The following is a 15,798-nucleotide window of genomic DNA, read 5'->3' on the forward strand; positions in this document are numbered from 1 at the left end:
CGACTGTTCCCTGAGCCGCGATGGCCGTCACCCAGGGACGACGACGCTGGTCCTGGAGACGGTTGCCAACGAGAACAACGCCTCATCGCCCGTGAGTTCGTACGGCGCGCCACTCAGGATGAGCTCCGCCGTCGTCTCCTTCTCCTCGCAAGAGGGTCCCACCCACCACTCGACCGGGCCAGGTTCAACCACCCTGCGGTACTCCTTATCCGAAAATGCGAGCCGAGTTGGCGGCACGGAGAAGGTCACGGTGACCGATTCGCCCGGCTCCAGGTTCACGCGCTCGTACGCGACCAACTGGGCCACGGGGCGCGTCACCGAGCGGTAGGGCTGGGCCGTGTAGAGCTGTACTACATCGGTGCCTGCCCTGTCGCCGGTGTTGGTGACTGTCACGGACGCCTCCAACGTCTCGTGAGTCGCCGCGATGGCCGGAACCTCAAGGTCGCTGTGCTCGAACGTGGTGTATGTCAGTCCGAATCCGAACGGCCTCACCGGGTTGGAGTCCGCCGAAGTGACCTCGGAGTTTCCACCCAAGACGGGGTGCAGATAGTAGTAGGGCTGAGCCCCGGCGGCACGGGGCATCGACACGGGCAGGCGACCCGAAGGCGCCGTGGCGCCAGAGATAATCGCCGCGAGCGCCGCGGCGCCCTCCTCGCCAGGGAAGAACGACTGCAACACAGCGGCGGGCATCGTCTGCGCGTCGAGCGCCCAGTCGAGGGCGTACGGCCGCCCGGTCAACATGATCAGGATCACGGGGGTGCCCGTCGCGCAGAGTTCCAGGACGAGCTCACGCTGCACGCCGGGCAGGTTGAGGGTCGCGACGTCGTTACCTTCACCGACGGTTCCTCGACCGAAGAGCCCGGCACGGTCTCCGACCGCAACGACGGCAACGTCTGCTGCCTGAGTCGCGGCGATCGCCTCGGCGAATCCGAACCTGTCGTCGCCCTCGACGTCGCAGCCTGCCGCCGTGACCACGTTCGACGAGGGGAACTGGGCACGTAGAGCATCGGCGACCGTGGGAACGGAGAAGCCGTACGGCGTCCCGGGGTGGTGGGCGAGCACGTGGTTTGCAAAGGAGTAGCAGCCCATGAGCGCCGACGAGTCATCCATGTTCGGGCCGATCAGAGCGATCGTGCCAGGCGCCGATGCCAAGGGCAGGATGCCGTTGTTGCTCAGCAAGATGATGGACTCTTCCGCCAGCGACAGCGCGATCGCGCGGTGCCTGGGGGAGTCCATCTCGATCGCGGTGGGCGGCGCATCGAACCGGGCGTCGAGCAGCCCGAGTTCCTCCTTCTGCGCCAACACGCGCAGCACGGCGCGATCGATGAACGGTTCGGCGCGCTTGGCGGCCTCGCCGTCGCCCGCGAGCAATTCGACGTAGGCGTCGCCCGAGGGCAATTCGACATCGATCCCCGCGGCGAGCGCGAGCTCCGCCGCAGCCGACGTGGTGGGCGCGACGCGATGCATCGTTTGCAGGAACGCCACCGCAAAGTAGTCGGCAACGACAACACCATCGAAGCCCCACGTGTCGCGAAGGAGTTCGGTGAGTAGCTCGACAGAGGCGGCCATCGGAACCCCGTCGATCTCGGCGTACGAGTTCATGACGGAACGCACGTGTCCCTGCTTCACTGCCATCTCAAACGGAGGCAGGAAGACGTCGGCTACCTCGCGTTTTCCCGCATGGTTGGGGGCGTGGTTGCGTCCGGCCTGAGAGCCGGAGTAGCCGGTGAAGTGTTTGAGCGTGGCGTGAACGCCTTCGCTTTGGAGGCCTCGCACGTAGGCCGTGCCAATGTCGCCCACCACATACGGATCCTCGGAAATGCACTCGTCGACCCGTCCCCAACGGGGGTCGCGAATCACATCGAGAACGGGTGCGAGGCCCTGGTGGATGCCCAACTGGTGCATCGTGTCGCCGATGGACGCCGCCATCGTCTCAACCAGGCCGGGATCGAAGGATGCTCCCCACGCGAGTGGAGTCGGGAACGTCGCGGCCTTCCACGCGGCCAAGCCGGTGAGGCACTCCTCGTGGACGAGCGCGGGGATGCCAAGACGGGTCTGCTCCACCAAGCGGCGCTGTTCGGCCCAGAGCCAGCCGGCCCGTTCAATGGGGTCGACAGGTCGTGTTCCGTACACCCGCGTCAGGTGCCCTATTCCGTGAACGGTGGCGTCCTCATACCGAGAGGAGACGGCCATTTCACCCTGCATGGGAGCGACGATTTCGCTCCCTTGATCGACCCAGAAGCCCACCAACTGGGCGACCTTCTCGGGAAGTGTCATCTGCGAGTGGAGCTCGCGTACGCGTGCCGACACTTCGGGCGCATGCGGTGTGTTCACGGTGGTTTTTACCTTTCTTGGGCGGTAGGGGCGCGCCGATGCGTTGGCGCGCCCCAACCCGGATCTAACCCTTGACGGCGCCCGTGAGTCCGCCGACGATACGGCGTTCAAACAGGCTGAAGAACACGAGTGCCGGGAGCATCGACAGCGACGTGAACGCGAGGACCCTTGCGGTGTCGACGGAGTACTGCGACGAGAAGTACTGGACCCCGAGTGGCAGCGTGTACTTCGCGGTGTCGCTGAGGAGGAACAGTGGCAGCACGTACGAGTTCCAGCTGGCAATGAAGGCGAGGATTCCGATCGTGATGACCGCTGGCTTGGAAAGCGGAATCACCATGCGCCAGAAGAACGAGAGTCGACCGCAACCATCAATGAATGCGGCCTCCTCAATCTCGCGTGGGAGAGCCTGGAGAAACGGCACCATGATGATGATCGTGACCGAGAGCTGGAAGGCGACTTGTGGGATGATCACGCCGATCAGGTTGTCGGTGAGCCCGAGGTCGCGAATCAGGATGTAAAGCGGTGTGATCGCGACCGTCATCGGAAACATCAGGCCCGCGGCGAAGATCGCGTACAGCACTCCTCGTCCCCTAAACCGGTACCTTGCGAGCACATATGCGGCCATGACGCCAAGGATGACGACGAGGACGGACGTGCCAACTGCCGCGAAGGTCGAGTTACCGATCTCTTGCCAGAAGGTGCCAGTGGACAGCACATTCCAGTAGTTCTCCCCGTGCCAACTGGTCGGTAGCCCGGACGGATCAACGGTGATAGCCGAGTTCGACCTGAAGCCACCAAGGATGATGTAGACGATGGGTGCAAGGATGGCCGCGACCAGCATGAGGGCAACGAAGTAGATCAACATCGCCTTGGGAGATGTCCGTCGCGATCGTTGTACTTGTCGCCCGGACGTGCGCACGTGCCGCCGGTCAATACTGGACAAATTCGTTGTGGCCATTACGCGGCACCTCCCGTTACTGCGCCCTCGGTGTCACGGCGCAGCACGAAGCGTTGGTAGACCAGCGCGACTGTGAGTGAGATCAAGAACATGAGCACGGCGACGGCGCTTCCGTATCCGTATTGGCCGGCCGTACGACCGGTGGTGACCATGTAGGTGGCCATCGTCGAGGTGCCAGCTGTGGCGGCGACGTATTGGCCCCAAATGATGTAGACGAGGTCAAAGAGCTGAAGTGATCCGATGATCGAGAGGAATGCCCAGATACGCACGGTGGGGGCAAGCAGAGGCAAGACGATCCGCCGTTGCACCTGCCAATACGACGCGCCGTCGATCTGAGCGGCCTCGGTGAGTTCTTCCGGGATCCCCTGGAGCCCCGCAAGGAAGAGGAGCACGGCGAAGCCAATGTACTTCCATGTAATGATCGCTATCAGAGTCCAGATGGCGACGTGCGGGTTGCTCAGCCAGTCCTGCTTGAGGCCACCGAGTCCGAGCTTGCCGAGAAGGTCGTTGGCGGCACCGCCCGACGCGAGCATCAGGCTCAATCCGGTGCCCACGACGACCTCAGAGATCACATAGGGGACGAAGATCAGGACGCGTAATGCCGACTGGAATCGCATCTTGCGATTAAGCAGGAGGGCGATGAGGAGGGCGATCGGCCCCTGAGTAATCAGAGATAGCCCGACGATTTCCGCGTTGTGCCACACGGCGGCGCGGAACGCGTCGTCGGCAAGAATCTGTGTGTAGTTGCGGAGCCCGATGAAGTGGTTGGCAGGCCCAAATCCCGTCCAGCTGAAGAAGCCGTAGTAAGCGGCGATTACCACTGGAAAGATCACAAAGGCGAGGAATACGAGCAGTGCGGGACCAACGAGGATCGTGATCTCCAACGGCTTGCGAAGACGTTCCAGCCGGGAGCGTTGCGGCGCAGAGGGGGGCAACGCTCCCGCGTTGCCCCCCTCTGAACCTCGACCCACGGTTGGCGCGCTCCGCAAGGGGGCGGCTTCACTCATGGATGTCATGGAGAGTGGCAGTCCTATTAGGCCTTGGCTGCGGCGTCGTTGACTGCCTTGACGATGTCTGCCGGTGTGCCGGTACCTGCGAGCAGGTTGACGACGGCCACATTGAGGGCGTTTCCGACGCTCTGGCCATACATCGTGTCGAGCCACAGCATGACGTACGGCGCCTTCTTGTAGGCGGCGAGCAGGTTGGTCAGCGACGGATCCGTAACGACCGACTGCGCCTTTGAGCTCGCAGGAATCGTCTGGAAGGCCTTCGCGTACTTCTCCTGGCTGTCCTGCGTCGCGATGAAGTCGAGGAACTTGACGCAAGAGTCAGGCGCCTTGATATAGCAGGCGTAGCCATCGGCGCCGCCCATCATGGCACCAGGGGTACCCTTACCGCCCGTGATCTCCGGGAAGGGTGCCCACGCGAGGTCGGGAAGCGCCTTCGTGTCGGGGGTCAGCGAGGCGATGACGCCGGGCTCCCATGCACCCATGAGTTCCATGGCTGCCTTGTGGTTGGCGACAAGTCCAGCGGACGAACCCGCGCCTTGCTGAGCCGCAGTGGTCAGGAATCCGTTGTTGAACGGCTTGGTGGCCGCGAAGGTCTGCAGATCCTTGCCAGCACGGAGCCAGCAGTCGTCGTTGAACGTCAGCTCGGTAGCTGCCTTGTTCATGACGTCCTGCGAGCACTCGCGAAGCGCGAAGTTGTAGTACCAGTGAGCGGCCGGCCATGCGTCCTTCGCGCCGACCGCGATCGCGTCGACTCCCGAACTCTTCAACTTGGTCACATCCGTCGACAGTTCGTCGATCGTCTTGGGATTAGACGTAATGCCTGCCGCCGTGAAGAGGTCCTGGCTGTAGAAGAAGCCCTCTGGAAGCACTGCGGTGGGCACGCCGTAGGTCCCACCATTGATTTGGAAGGCCGACATCGAGCCCGCCATGTCGTCCACCGTGGACTGAGCAAGCTTGCCGTCGAGCTTCATGACCTGACCCGCCTTCACGACAGCGGCGAGCTTGCCGCCACCGCGAGCCATGAACACGTCAGGGGCGTCTCCCGAGTTGAGGGCGGTCTGCAACTTGCCGTCCATCTCCTCGTTCTGGATGGCAACGACAGTCACCTTCACGCCTGTTGCCTTCTCGAAAGCGGCGGCGGTGTCCTTCCAGTACTGCACGCCGTCGCCGGTCGTGGAGTTCTCCCACAGCGTGAGGCTCTGGTCGGCGGTGGTAGTGCCACCACTGGTAGTGGTCTTGCTAGATCCGCTGCTACATGCGGAAAGCAAGAGAGTGCCAGCCGCGAGTACTGCCGCGCCGACCACGAACTTTCTCTTCTGCATATCGATACACCGTTCTCTCTTCATTGAGTCACGAGCCCCTCGTTGGGCACGCTGTGCGATGCGGAACGCTCGTCTCATTGGACACGCGCACCAGGTGTTACCGAAACGGCCGCGCCGCCGCCTCGTGTCTTCAGTGTCTGCAGTTCGGACACGTCGTGTCAAGCGTTTTCGAAAACCTTTTCCATACTGTAATGTAACTAGGCATGGGACGCCGTCCGACCATCTCCGACATCGCTGCCGCTGCTGGCGTTTCGGTCGCCACCGTGTCCAAAGCAGTCAACGGCCGCTACGGAGTTTCTAGAGATACCTCGGAGCACGTCATGCGAGTCGTCGCGGAGATGGGCTACGAATCGAGCCTCGGAGCGAGCGGCATGAGGGGGACCAAGACGGGCGTCATCGGCGTGCTTGTTGCGGAGATCGAGTCCTTCGCGGCGGAGGTGCTCAAGGGCATCGGTGCCACTGTGCAGAGTTCCGGTTTCGATCTCTTGGTGTACACCGTCGCCTTCAGTCATGAACCCAAGGGTTGGGAGAATCGGTCTCTGCGCAGGCTGAGCGGCAGCCTCATCGATGCCGCGATCATGGTGACCCCGACTGTGGTTGCCGCGGCGACCGAGATACCCCTAGTGGCGATTGACCCCCACGTGTCCACGGGCGAGATCTCGACGGTCGAGGCCGACAGCCTGAATGGTGCCCACATCGCCGTGGCGTACCTGATCTCGCTCGGTCATCGTCGCATCGGCTTCGTCGCTGGACGCCCCGACCTGCGCTCCTCGCGAGCCCGCGATGCGGGCTATCGCAGGGCCCTCGCGGAGGCCGGAATCCAGTATGACCCGGCGCTCGTGCGCGTGGGTTTTTACGATGAGGAGACCACGCGGGCGGCAGGGTCATCCCTCCTAGGGAACGAGAATCGACCCACCGCGGTCTTTGCGGCGAACGACGCGTCTGCGATCGGCATCGTCAAGGTGGCGAGGGGCCTTGGAATCGACGTCCCTGGCGACCTATCCGTGATCGGATTCGATGATGTGGTGGAGGCCTCGCGGCTGGTCCCGCCGCTCACCACCGTCAGGCAACCAATGCGCCTGATCGGCCAGACGGCCACCGAGCTGATCCTTGCGCGCCTCGCCGGGGGGGACGCCGCGGTCAGGCATGTCGAGCTCCCCACGGAACTCGTCGTGCGTGCAACAACAGCGCCACCGCGCCGGAGGTAAGTCATGGGTACGTACCGCAATCCAATTCTGCCCGGCTGCCACCCGGACCCGAGCATTTGCGAGGTCGACGGCACCTACTACATGGTGACGTCCACGTTCGAGTACCTCCCCGGACTCCCCGTGCATCGCTCGCACAACCTCGTCGACTGGGAGCTTGTGGGCCACGTCATTACCGACCAGCTCGACTACACCGGCATCGCGGCCTCCAAGGGCCTGTACGCGCCCACATTGCGCTATCACGACGGCACGTTCTACGTGGTGTGCACTCACGTTCCTGGCGAGGAGGAGCCTCCCGCACGCGCGGGACACTTCCTGGTGACCGCGACGGACCCTGCCGGTCCGTGGAGCGAGGCAATGTGGTTTGAGGGACTCGGCGGAATCGATCCATCGCTGACCTTTGACGGCGACCGGGTGTGGCTGTGTTGGACCAACCTCGCCGACCCCGGGTTGTGGCATGGCCAGACCGACATCTGGTTGGTTGAGCTCGACCCTCGCACGCATGTGCCCATGGGCGTTCCGCGGTCGATCTGGCGCGGTGCCTTGGTGGGCGCGGGATGGGCGGAGGGGCCCCACATCCACCCCAGGCCAGGTGGCGGATGGATGCTCATGGCGGCCGAGGGTGGCACCAACCGCGACCATGCGATTTGCGTCGCCTACGCCGATGCCATCGAGGGTCCGTATGTGGGGGACGAGGGCAATCCCCGGCTTACCCATCGCTTCCTTGGCGACAGGGCGGACATTGCCGACGTCGGCCACGCGGATCTTGTTCAAGCGACGGATGGATCCTGGTGGTCCGTGATGCTGGCGACTCACCAACGCGAAGGGGTCAACAGCCTGCGCGGCCGCCAGACGCACTTGGTCCCCGTCGAGTTCGAGGAGGGTAGACCGCTGTTTGCTCCTGGAACGGGTCGAGTCGCCGTCGAGATGACCGTCGATGGCGTTCCCGATCAGTTGCCACCCGTCACGACCATTCGCGACGACTTCGACGCCGACGAACTCGATCTCGCGTGGAACGCCGTGCGATGGTTGCCTTCCGAGTTCGTCGATCTCGCGGCGCGCCCCGGCTTCGCCCGGCTTCGCGCCACGACGGACGAGCCGACGATCGTGGGCCGGACGTCGTTTATGGGTCGCCGACTTGACGCCGACACATCCCAGATCACGGCGCGATGCGAGGTCGAAGGTGCCGATTCGCTCAGGGCGGGACTCTTGCTGAGGACCACGGAAACTGGGTTGCTCGAACTGGCGCTTCATCCGGATGGTGTCGTGCGTGGGGTGTTGGTTGACGACGGTGTGCGGACGGAAGTAGGGGCGGTTGAGGTCGGCCTTGATGGCCCGGTTGAACTCTCGCTCTCGGTTGACCGACACGTGGCAACCCTGACGGCGAACTCGACCATGGTGGGCGCCGTGGACATCACGTGCCTTGCGACCGGCCGCCCCGGATGGTTCATGGGGAGCTGGTGGGGTCCGTTCGCGGTGGGCGCGGGACACGTCGACGTCGACTACGTCGAGGTGAATCAGGGCGCGCAGTCCTAAGAGGCCGCGGCCCTAGGCCTTGCCGCGCCGCGCCGCGATCGGGGCGATCTCCGTCCTCCGTGCGCGGCTCCGCCCCGACCACAGTGTGAGGGGCGGGGACCACGGAAACACGGGGAGCGCGGCGCCTGCGGATTGCGCCGCCAGTAACGCGGGGTTGTCGCTCAGCCGTGCATCGTGTCGCACCCACCAGATCGCCGTCACGTGGGATCAACGAAGGCGGGCCACCAGGGCATTCCGTGGGTGACCCGCCTCTGTTGAACGGAAGACTTGGTTGTCAGGCGGCAGTGTGCTCGCGCGCGTTGCGCTCGACGTGCGCCACTGCGGCGTCGACGAAGTTCTGCAGTACGCCAGCGGCACCCTGGTCCTGAATCTCGCCGGATGGGGCAAAGGCGGCCGCGTTGTACTGGAAGAACGTCTCCGGCTGGCCCATCGTGGGTGCGTTGAGGTGCGCCAGGATCGTGCGCAGGTGCTGCTGAGCGATCGCGGTACCGGTGGCGCCGATCGAGGCACCCATGACCGCAACGGGCTTGCCGTTGAAGGAGTTGGTGCCCCACGGACGCGAGGCCCAGTCGAGCGCGTTCTTGAGGGCGCCCGGGATCGAGCGGGAGTACTCGGGTGTCACGATGATGATGCCGTCGACCTCCTCGATGGACGCCTTCCAGTCCTTGGCGACCTGGGGGTAGTTCGCGTCGTAGTCGTACGAGTAGAGCGGGAGTTCCGAGAAGTCGAGCATCGTGAGTTCCGCATCTGCGGGCGCCAGTCCCACGAGGGCCTGGGCGACCTTCTTGTTGATCGAGTTCTTGGCGAGGGATCCGACGATGATTCCGATGCGGGGCATGACAAACTCCTTGAAGATGAGGGGGGTGCCGCCAGCGTCGGCGGCTTCACTTACTCAACGCACTGCGGTGCGTCACCTATTCCCCTCGTTGACAAATCAACCAAAGGTCCGGCTCCGACCGCCGTGCGGCCGTTCGTTGCGTGTCGCTACCGGGCCTCAGAGTTCCCGTGCCGCGTACAACGCGGCCGCGTCTCGAAGCAGTTCTGCGGCGCCGGGGGCCACCTCGTCGTAGTGGGCCTTGAAGCGCTCGTCGTCCACGTACATCTGCGTCAACGACCGGTAGGCGTGTGCGTCGGGCGTCCAGATCTCGCTGAGCCACGCGTGGTGCCTGGCCACGATGTCCTGCACCTCCGCGCTGTCGGCGGTGAAGCCCACGCGCACAGCGGCCCCAAGGGCCTCGACGATTTCTTGGTCGATGCGCAGGTGCCTCTTCTTGCCTTCCTCGCCGAGCCTCTCCCAACTGGCGTTCGAGCGGTCGACGGCGTCGTCCCCCCAGCGGTCCCTGGCCTCCGGCTCGTAGCGTTCGTGTGAGAAGCCGTCGAAGACATGTGAAGCATTCATAGGTTTTCCCCTTTCGATCGAGTCGATGGTGCGGGCGACCGTCGCGGCCAGCCTCGCGTAGCGCTCGCGTTCGGCGGTGAGGCCGGCGAGGTGGTCGCGTAGCAGCGCGATCGTCGTGGAGGGGTCATCGGTGTTGACGATGCGCGCGATGCGTTCCAGGCTCGTTCCCAGCTCGCGAAGGACCAGGATGTGCTGCAGGCGCAGCAGCTCGGGCTGGCCATAGCGACGCCTGCCGTCGGCCCCCGTCCCGGCGGGGGTGAGAAGGCCGATGTCGTCGTAGTGCCGCAGCGTGCGGCTCGTGACGCCGCTCATGCGCGCCACCTTGCCGATGTCGTAGTCGGTGTCCATGCGACCACTGTAGAAGTTGACGTCGCGTCAACGTCAAGCTATCGCTGGATCGGCCGGTGGAAGCGGCGTTGGGTCGTGATCTTGCGGCTCGCGGGTAGCGCGGTGAGGCCCCGCCGTTCGAGCCCTGGCAGCGGGCGCGCGGGACGCGTATAGAGGGACTGCGACGAGTCGAGCAGCCACGGAACCAGCACCACTGCCACGCCCGGGCACAGCTGCAGGCGGTGGCGGACCCTGCGCGACTTTCGGTTGTGCAGGAAGCCCTCCCACCAATGCCCGTAGACGTAGAACGGGATGTAGACGGAGACGACCTCGGATCCGTGCAGGGTCCTGTCTCTCTCCAGGTGCTCGACGAGCGGGCTCGAAACATCGCGGAAGGGGGACTCGAGAACCGTGAGCGGCACGTGGATTTCGAGCGCCCGCCAGGCGGCACGGAGCGACTCCGTGAGCTCGGGCTCCGCCGCAACGTGCACGGCCGCGAGACGCTTGTGGTCGGCAGCGATCGCGTAGTCGAGAGCCTTGAGAGTGGGCTTGTTGACCGTGTGAACCAGCACCACCGCGTAATCTCCGGCGGAGCCGAACCTCGTCACCGCGTCGGGCGCGACCTGGTCGGCTACCGCCCCGTAGTAGCGATTCACCCGGAACATGAGTAACCACAGGACGGGCATGATCGCGAAGACGACCCATGCGCCGTGGGTGAACTTGGTGATGGTGACGATGACGAGGACCACGCCCGTGGTGGCCGCGCCCACAAAGTTGATGGCCCTGAAGACGTGCAGAGCGCGCGTCGTGCGATGCACGGTGTCGCCCCTGCGCAGTTGCCGCGTCCAGTGAACCACCATGCCAAACTGGCCAAGAGTGAAGCTCACGAACACCCCGATGATGTACATCTGAATGAGCAGGTTCAGGTTGGCGCGGAACGCCAGCAAGAGAATCGCAGCGGCGGTGCCGAGCACGATGACGCCGTTTGAGAACACGAGCCGGTCGCCCCGTGCCAGCAGGGCCTTGGGCGCATAGCGGTCGTGAGCGAGCACGGAGCCGAGCAAGGGGAAGCCGTTGAAGGCGGTGTTGGCGGCCAGAAAGAGCACCAGGGCCGTGGTCGCCTGCACGGCGTAGAACCCCACGGCGTGATGTCCACCAAACACGCTCGCCGCGATCTGTGCCATGACCGATCGCTGCGCCTTGGTATCGCAATTCGCGAACCCGTGAAGGTCACATGCGTTGGCGGTATACAGCACATGGGTCTTGAGCGCGAGGTAGGTGACGCCGGCAAACAGACTCACGGCCACCGCGCCCATCGCCACGAGCGTCGCCTGGGCGTTTCGCGCCTTGGGCGGCTTGAAGGCCTGCACGCCGTTGGCGATGGCCTCGACCCCCGTGAGGGCCGAGCAACCGGACGCAAACGCACGCAGCAAGAGGAACGCGAGCGCGGCGCGCGCGAGGTCGTGGTGCTGGAGCGTGTACCCGGCGGACTCGGCCAGGGGCAAGTTGCCAGTAGCCGCGCGGAACGCGCCGACGACGATCATCACGCCGATCGAGCCTATGAAGAGGTACGTGGGAAGTGCGAAGGCCTTGGACGACTCGGCGACCCCGCGGAGGTTGATGGTCACGAGAAGGGCGACGCACACGATGGCGAACTCGACGCGCCACTCGTGCAGTGCCGGGAAGGCTGAAATGACGTTGTCGACGCCGCTCGCGACGGACACCGCGACCGTCAATACGTAGTCGACGGTGAGCGCCGACGCGACGATGAGCGACGCGCTCTCGCCCAGGTTCTTGGCGGCGACGGTGTAGGCGCCGCCGCCCGAGGGATAGGCGCGCACGAGCTGGCGGTAGGAGACAACGACCACCGTGAGAAGGAGGATGACGGCCGCGGCGATCCACGGGGTGTAGCCGATGAAGGCAAGGCCCCCGCCGGCGAGAATGAGCAGGAGTTCTTGCGGCGCGTAGGCGACGGAGGAGAGCGGGTCGGATGCGAATATGGGGAGGGCCATCCGCTTGCGAAGTGTTTGGTGGCCCGCCGCGTACGTCGGCAGTGGTGCACCAAGAACGAGACGACGCATTTTGAGCAATGTGGGACTCACATCAGGTGAGCGTAGACCTTTTGCACACCGGCCTAGGCGACCAAGTCCCCGGGGTTCTTTGTCCCCCCGATCGAGGGTGTCCGCTCCGGGTCCTGGCGAGCGGGAAAAGTTGCCGCAGCGTCAACTTCCGGCCCCGTTTTTGCGCTTTGGAGTCGCCGATGCGTGGCGCGGCCATACACTCGAAAACATGACGAAGACGCCAGACATCAAGCCCCGTTCCCGCCAGGTCACCGACGGATTGGAGGCGACCGCCGCGCGCGGCATGCTCCGCGCCGTCGGCATGGGGGATGACGACTTTGCGAAGCCCCAGATCGGAATCGCGAGTTCGTGGAACGAGATCACGCCGTGCAACCTCTCGCTGCAGCGCCTCGCGCAGGCGTCCAAGGAGGGCGTGCACGCTGGCGGCGGCTACCCGCTCGAATTCGGCACCATCTCCGTCTCCGACGGCATCTCGATGGGCCACGAGGGCATGCACTTCTCGCTCGTGTCGCGCGACATCATCGCCGACTCTGTCGAGGCAGTCATGATGGCCGAGCGCCTCGACGGTTCGGTCTTGCTCGCGGGTTGCGACAAGTCGCTGCCTGGGATGCTCATGGCCGCCGCGCGGCTCGACCTCGCCTCGGTGTTCCTCTACGCGGGCTCGATCATGCCCGGCCATGTGAAGTTGTCGGACGGCACGGAGAAGGACGTCACGATCATCGACGCCTTCGAGGCCGTCGGCGCTTGCGCTGCGGGCCTCATGTCCCAAGCGGACGTTGACGCGATCGAGAAGGCGATATGCCCAGGCGAGGGTGCCTGTGGCGGCATGTTTACGGCCAACACGATGGCATCGGTTGGCGAGGCCCTCGGCATGTCGCTTCCCGGCTCCGCCTCCCCGCCCAGCCCCGACCGTCGTCGCGACATGTACGCCCACAAGTCGGGCGAGGCCGTAGTCAACATGCTGCGCCAGGGAATCACAGCCCGCGACATCATGACCAAGAAGGCCTTCGAGAACGCGATCGCCGTGGTCATGGCATTCGGCGGCTCGACCAACGCCGTGTTGCACCTGCTCGCCATTGCGCACGAGGCCGATGTCGACCTCACTCTCGACGACTTTGCACGCATTGCCAAGAACGTGCCGCACCTTGGCGACCTCAAGCCCTTCGGCCAGTTTGTGATGAACGACGTTGACCGCGTCGGCGGCGTGCCCGCGGTCATGAACACGCTCCTGAACGCAGGCCTCATGCACGGAGACGTCATGACGGTCACGGGCAAGACGCTCGCCGAGAACATGGAAGAGCTCAAGCCGGCGAAGATCGACGGACGCGTGGTGCGTGCGCTCAACAACCCGATGCACAAGTCGGGCGGCATCACCATCCTCAAGGGATCGCTCGCACCCGACGGCGCGGTGGTCAAGTCGGCAGGATTCGATGAGAGCGTCTTCGAGGGCACCGCGCGCGTCTTCGATGGTGAGCGCAAGGCGCTTGACGCACTCGAGGAGGGCTCGCTCAAGGCGGGCGACGTGGTGGTCATTCGATACGAGGGCCCCAAGGGTGGCCCAGGAATGCGCGAGATGCTCGCCATCACGGCCGCCATCAAGGGCGCTGGCCTCGGCAAGGACGTGCTCCTCATTACCGATGGACGCTTCTCTGGCGGTACCACGGGCCTGTGCGTGGGCCACATCGCCCCCGAGGCCGTCGATGCCGGCCCGATCGCGTTTGTGAAGGACGGCGACAAGATCACGCTCGACGTGACCAACGCGTTGCTGGAGCTGCATGTGAGCGAAGAGGAGCTCTCCGCTCGAGCCGTCGGCTTCGAGCCGCCAGCACCCAAGTACACGCGCGGCGTTCTCGCCAAGTACCGCAAGCTCGTGGGTTCGGCCTCAAAGGGTGCTGTTCTCGACTAACTGTTGAGCCTCGCAAGTTTGGTGGTGCACTGCTCCTCAGCGAGCGGTCGGTCCTAGATGGCAGGGGTTGGGGCTGAGGTTGGGGCCGGGCCGGGCCGGGCCGGGTCGGGGCTGGCTGGGGCTGGCTGGCGTAGTGGCGGTGGCCGGGGCGGGGTGTCAGGCAGCGTCGTCCCAGGCTAGGTCGTTCCGGGCGGGGTTGTCGGGGGGTGGGCAGAGTTCTTCCGTGACGCCCGGGTCGCCTGGGTTGCTCATGTCACTCAGGTCGCCGCCGCCGGTGAGGTTGCCGATGTCGATGGTGATTGCGGCGAGTCCTCCTGGTCTGGGTCTGCATGTGGGGTCGATGTGGGGTGGTGGGATGAAGTTGACCCGCCCGTGTTCCACTTGAATGTTCCAGCCTTGGCGGTGGATGTCGTGGTGGCATCTGGTGCAAAGCATTACCCCGTTGGCAAGGTCTGTGGGACCGCCTCTTTCCCACCAGCGGATGTGGTGGGCTTCGCAGTGTTCGGGTGGGGCATGACATTTGGCGCACCCGCCGTCGCGTTCGAGTAGTGCGAGTCTTTGTGCCGGTGTGAAGAGCCTGACTCTGCGGCCCAGGTCGAGTACCTCACTCTCGCCGCCCAACACTTCGGCAATGATGCCCGCATCCCCCGCGAGACGGCGCAGCTGACCTACTGAGACGGGTTGGTTGGTGCCGTCAATACTGCCCAAACCGGTCCCCGTGTCGCGGTCGCGCAGGCTCATCCGCACGATGATGGTGGTGCGGATCCCCGACCGGTCCGTTTCCTTGCACCCCAACGCGTGCCGACAGACCTCAAACAAGGCATCGGCCCGCATCTGACCCACAGTTCTCAAATCTGGCGTGCGCTGATCACGCTGCGACGGGTCTTGGTCACGCCTGGCACGGAACTGATGGGTGACGATTTGTTCGATCACGGTACGAATGGGTGCTGCTGTGACGGCGTCGAGTTTGCCGGTGAAGGTGACCATCCCGGTGTGGTCTTCCTTCCACGCCAGGAACCGCTCCTCATGCTGACGGCGTTCACGCTGTTCATGACCGGCAAGGTCAGCGTGTGCCACCGCGTGGGCGACCAGGCGCCGCACCTCATGCACCGCCAAATGCACCGCCCGGTCCACCAGGCGACGCTCCAACTCCTGCAACCGTTCACTCGGCACCCGTTCCGCAAGGGTTTCCAGCCCTGCGGTGATCAGCCCCGCCGCATCAACGGCCAGATCACCCGCGTGGGCGGCCTGTGCCACCGCGGGATAGCGGGGCGCAGGTGGGGTGGTGGACTGGGTGGGTAAGGACCCATCGGGCGACGCAACCAACACCACCGCCGGCATGAGCGCGAGCCCTGCCTCAATGGAGCGCATCGCACCCGCGGTCGTCCCACCCGTGACCCGGGCAACCATCGCGCCTGCGGAACCAAAACCCTGCCTTCGTGCCAAACCACCACCTGGCAAATCTGGGGCGGACCTGCGCGCGACATCACCCGCGAAACGCGCCCCCCACGTCCCAACCAACCGCTCGAGCCGGCCCATCTCATCGTGCGCCTCCAAGAAAGCAGCATCCGGAAGGTCCGACACGTCACGGCGCGCGAGCACACCCACCAGGGCACTCACCCTGGAAATTTCCGCCGCCACGATAGCCACAAGAACAGTCAACCAGCAGGGTCTGAATCGCCCCGGGTTTGGTGGAGGGTCTGATTCCCCGAAAGGATGG

General features: G+C 64.7%; 12 protein-coding genes. 3 read left to right on the forward strand and 9 right to left on the reverse strand.

Annotation, left to right across the window (positions count from 1 at the left end):
* Positions 1 to 27: 27 nt before the first annotated feature.
* The 4 genes from BKA03_RS04725 to BKA03_RS04740 form a co-directional block, all read right to left on the reverse strand.
* Positions 28 to 2,334, reverse strand: a complete 2,307-nt coding sequence (locus BKA03_RS04725) for a beta-xylosidase/alpha-l-arabinosidase (protein WP_062076091.1) — start codon at positions 2,332 to 2,334, stop codon at positions 28 to 30.
* Positions 2,335 to 2,398: 64 nt separating this feature from the next.
* Positions 2,399 to 3,199, reverse strand: coding sequence for a carbohydrate ABC transporter permease (locus BKA03_RS04730; RefSeq protein WP_373366728.1), 801 nt, complete (start codon positions 3,197 to 3,199; stop codon positions 2,399 to 2,401).
* Positions 3,200 to 3,291: 92 nt separating this feature from the next.
* Positions 3,292 to 4,299 (reverse strand): carbohydrate ABC transporter permease, encoded by a 1,008-nt coding sequence (locus BKA03_RS04735; RefSeq protein WP_062076093.1) that lies wholly within the window; start codon positions 4,297 to 4,299, stop codon positions 3,292 to 3,294.
* A 26-nt stretch (positions 4,300 to 4,325) separates the two neighbouring features.
* Positions 4,326 to 5,624, reverse strand: coding sequence for an extracellular solute-binding protein (locus BKA03_RS04740; RefSeq protein WP_062076094.1), 1,299 nt, complete (start codon positions 5,622 to 5,624; stop codon positions 4,326 to 4,328).
* Between the two features lie 203 nt (positions 5,625 to 5,827).
* On the opposite strand from BKA03_RS04740, the gene BKA03_RS04745 reads away from it, so the two are divergent.
* Together BKA03_RS04745 and BKA03_RS04750 are read left to right on the forward strand one after the other, a co-directional pair.
* A complete protein-coding gene (locus BKA03_RS04745) occupies positions 5,828 to 6,832 on the forward strand; it encodes a LacI family DNA-binding transcriptional regulator (RefSeq protein WP_062076095.1) in 1,005 nt (334 codons plus the stop codon).
* Between the two features lie 3 nt (positions 6,833 to 6,835).
* On the forward strand, positions 6,836 to 8,365 hold the full coding sequence (locus tag BKA03_RS04750) for a glycoside hydrolase family 43 protein (RefSeq protein WP_062076096.1): 1,530 nt from the start codon (positions 6,836 to 6,838) through the stop codon (positions 8,363 to 8,365).
* Between the two features lie 12 nt (positions 8,366 to 8,377).
* Here the strand turns inward: BKA03_RS04750 and BKA03_RS15690 are convergent, their stop codons facing one another.
* The 4 genes from BKA03_RS15690 to BKA03_RS04770 form a co-directional block, all read right to left on the reverse strand.
* A complete protein-coding gene (locus BKA03_RS15690) occupies positions 8,378 to 8,566 on the reverse strand; it encodes a deoxyribodipyrimidine photo-lyase (protein ID WP_062076097.1) in 189 nt (62 codons plus the stop codon).
* 73 nt (positions 8,567 to 8,639) lie between these two features.
* Positions 8,640 to 9,203 carry an NADPH-dependent FMN reductase gene (locus tag BKA03_RS04760; protein ID WP_062076098.1) on the reverse strand — a complete coding sequence of 188 codons (564 nt, stop codon included), beginning with the start codon at positions 9,201 to 9,203 and terminating at the stop codon, positions 8,640 to 8,642.
* A 156-nt stretch (positions 9,204 to 9,359) separates the two neighbouring features.
* Positions 9,360 to 10,112 carry a MerR family transcriptional regulator gene (locus tag BKA03_RS04765; protein WP_062076099.1) on the reverse strand — a complete coding sequence of 251 codons (753 nt, stop codon included), beginning with the start codon at positions 10,110 to 10,112 and terminating at the stop codon, positions 9,360 to 9,362.
* 38 nt (positions 10,113 to 10,150) lie between these two features.
* Positions 10,151 to 12,172, reverse strand: coding sequence for an APC family permease (locus BKA03_RS04770; protein WP_062076100.1), 2,022 nt, complete (start codon positions 12,170 to 12,172; stop codon positions 10,151 to 10,153).
* Between the two features lie 208 nt (positions 12,173 to 12,380).
* Between BKA03_RS04770 and ilvD the strand changes: the two genes are divergently transcribed.
* Positions 12,381 to 14,078 (forward strand): dihydroxy-acid dehydratase, encoded by a 1,698-nt coding sequence (gene ilvD / locus BKA03_RS04775; RefSeq protein ID WP_062076105.1) that lies wholly within the window; start codon positions 12,381 to 12,383, stop codon positions 14,076 to 14,078.
* A gap of 156 nt (positions 14,079 to 14,234) precedes the next feature.
* Here the strand turns inward: ilvD and BKA03_RS04780 are convergent, their stop codons facing one another.
* Positions 14,235 to 15,728, reverse strand: coding sequence for an HNH endonuclease (locus BKA03_RS04780; protein WP_179397705.1), 1,494 nt, complete (start codon positions 15,726 to 15,728; stop codon positions 14,235 to 14,237).
* Positions 15,729 to 15,798 lie beyond the last annotated feature (70 nt).

Source organism: Demequina lutea, from assembly GCF_013409005.1.
Classification (GTDB): Bacteria; Actinomycetota; Actinomycetes; order Actinomycetales; family Demequinaceae; genus Demequina; species Demequina lutea.